A 572-nucleotide genomic window follows, 5' to 3' on the forward strand; every position below is an offset into this window, starting at 1 on the left:
CGGTCCGGCTGCCGTCGGGCAAGATCAACGCCCTGCTCGGCATCAAGGATTCCAAGAACTACCCTGAGACCGCATCCGACCTGTTCTGCAGCGGCCAGGCCGGCATGAGCGGTGTGGCGATCGACCCTGACTTCGCCAGCAACCGCTTCATCTACGTGTCCTCGGCATCGAACATGACCGCGCCAGGAACCAATCGGGTGCTGCGGCTGACGGTCAATCCCGATCTGACCAAGGTCTCGAACCGGCAGGATATCGTCACCGACATCGTCTACAAGGCGGCGCCCAGCAACCATCCCTTCGGCGATGCCGGCGCGCATAATGGCGGGCGCCTGCGCTTCGGCCCCGCCGACGGCTTCCTCTACGTGACGACGGGCGACACCCACAACGGCGAGGTGCCGCAAAGCCCGACCCGCATGGGCGGAAAGGTGCTCCGCATCGACCGGGACGGCAAGGCCGCGCCGGGCAACAACCCGCCGCAGGGCTTCGATGCGCGCGTCTTCACCTATGGCCATCGCAATCCGCAGGGCATCTGTTTCCGGCCCGGCACCAATCAGCCCTACACGGCGGAGAAC

At 65.9% G+C, this 572-nt stretch carries 1 protein-coding gene; it reads left to right on the top strand.

The window, feature by feature from the left end; genetic code table 11:
* On the top strand, positions 1-572 hold a 572-nt coding region (locus AB4Y92_RS25330; protein ID WP_441822122.1), incomplete at both ends, for a PQQ-dependent sugar dehydrogenase.

The sequence above is a fragment of the Lysobacter sp. TAB13 genome (genome assembly GCF_052113885.1).
GTDB lineage: Bacteria > Pseudomonadota > Gammaproteobacteria > Xanthomonadales > Xanthomonadaceae > Lysobacter > Lysobacter gummosus.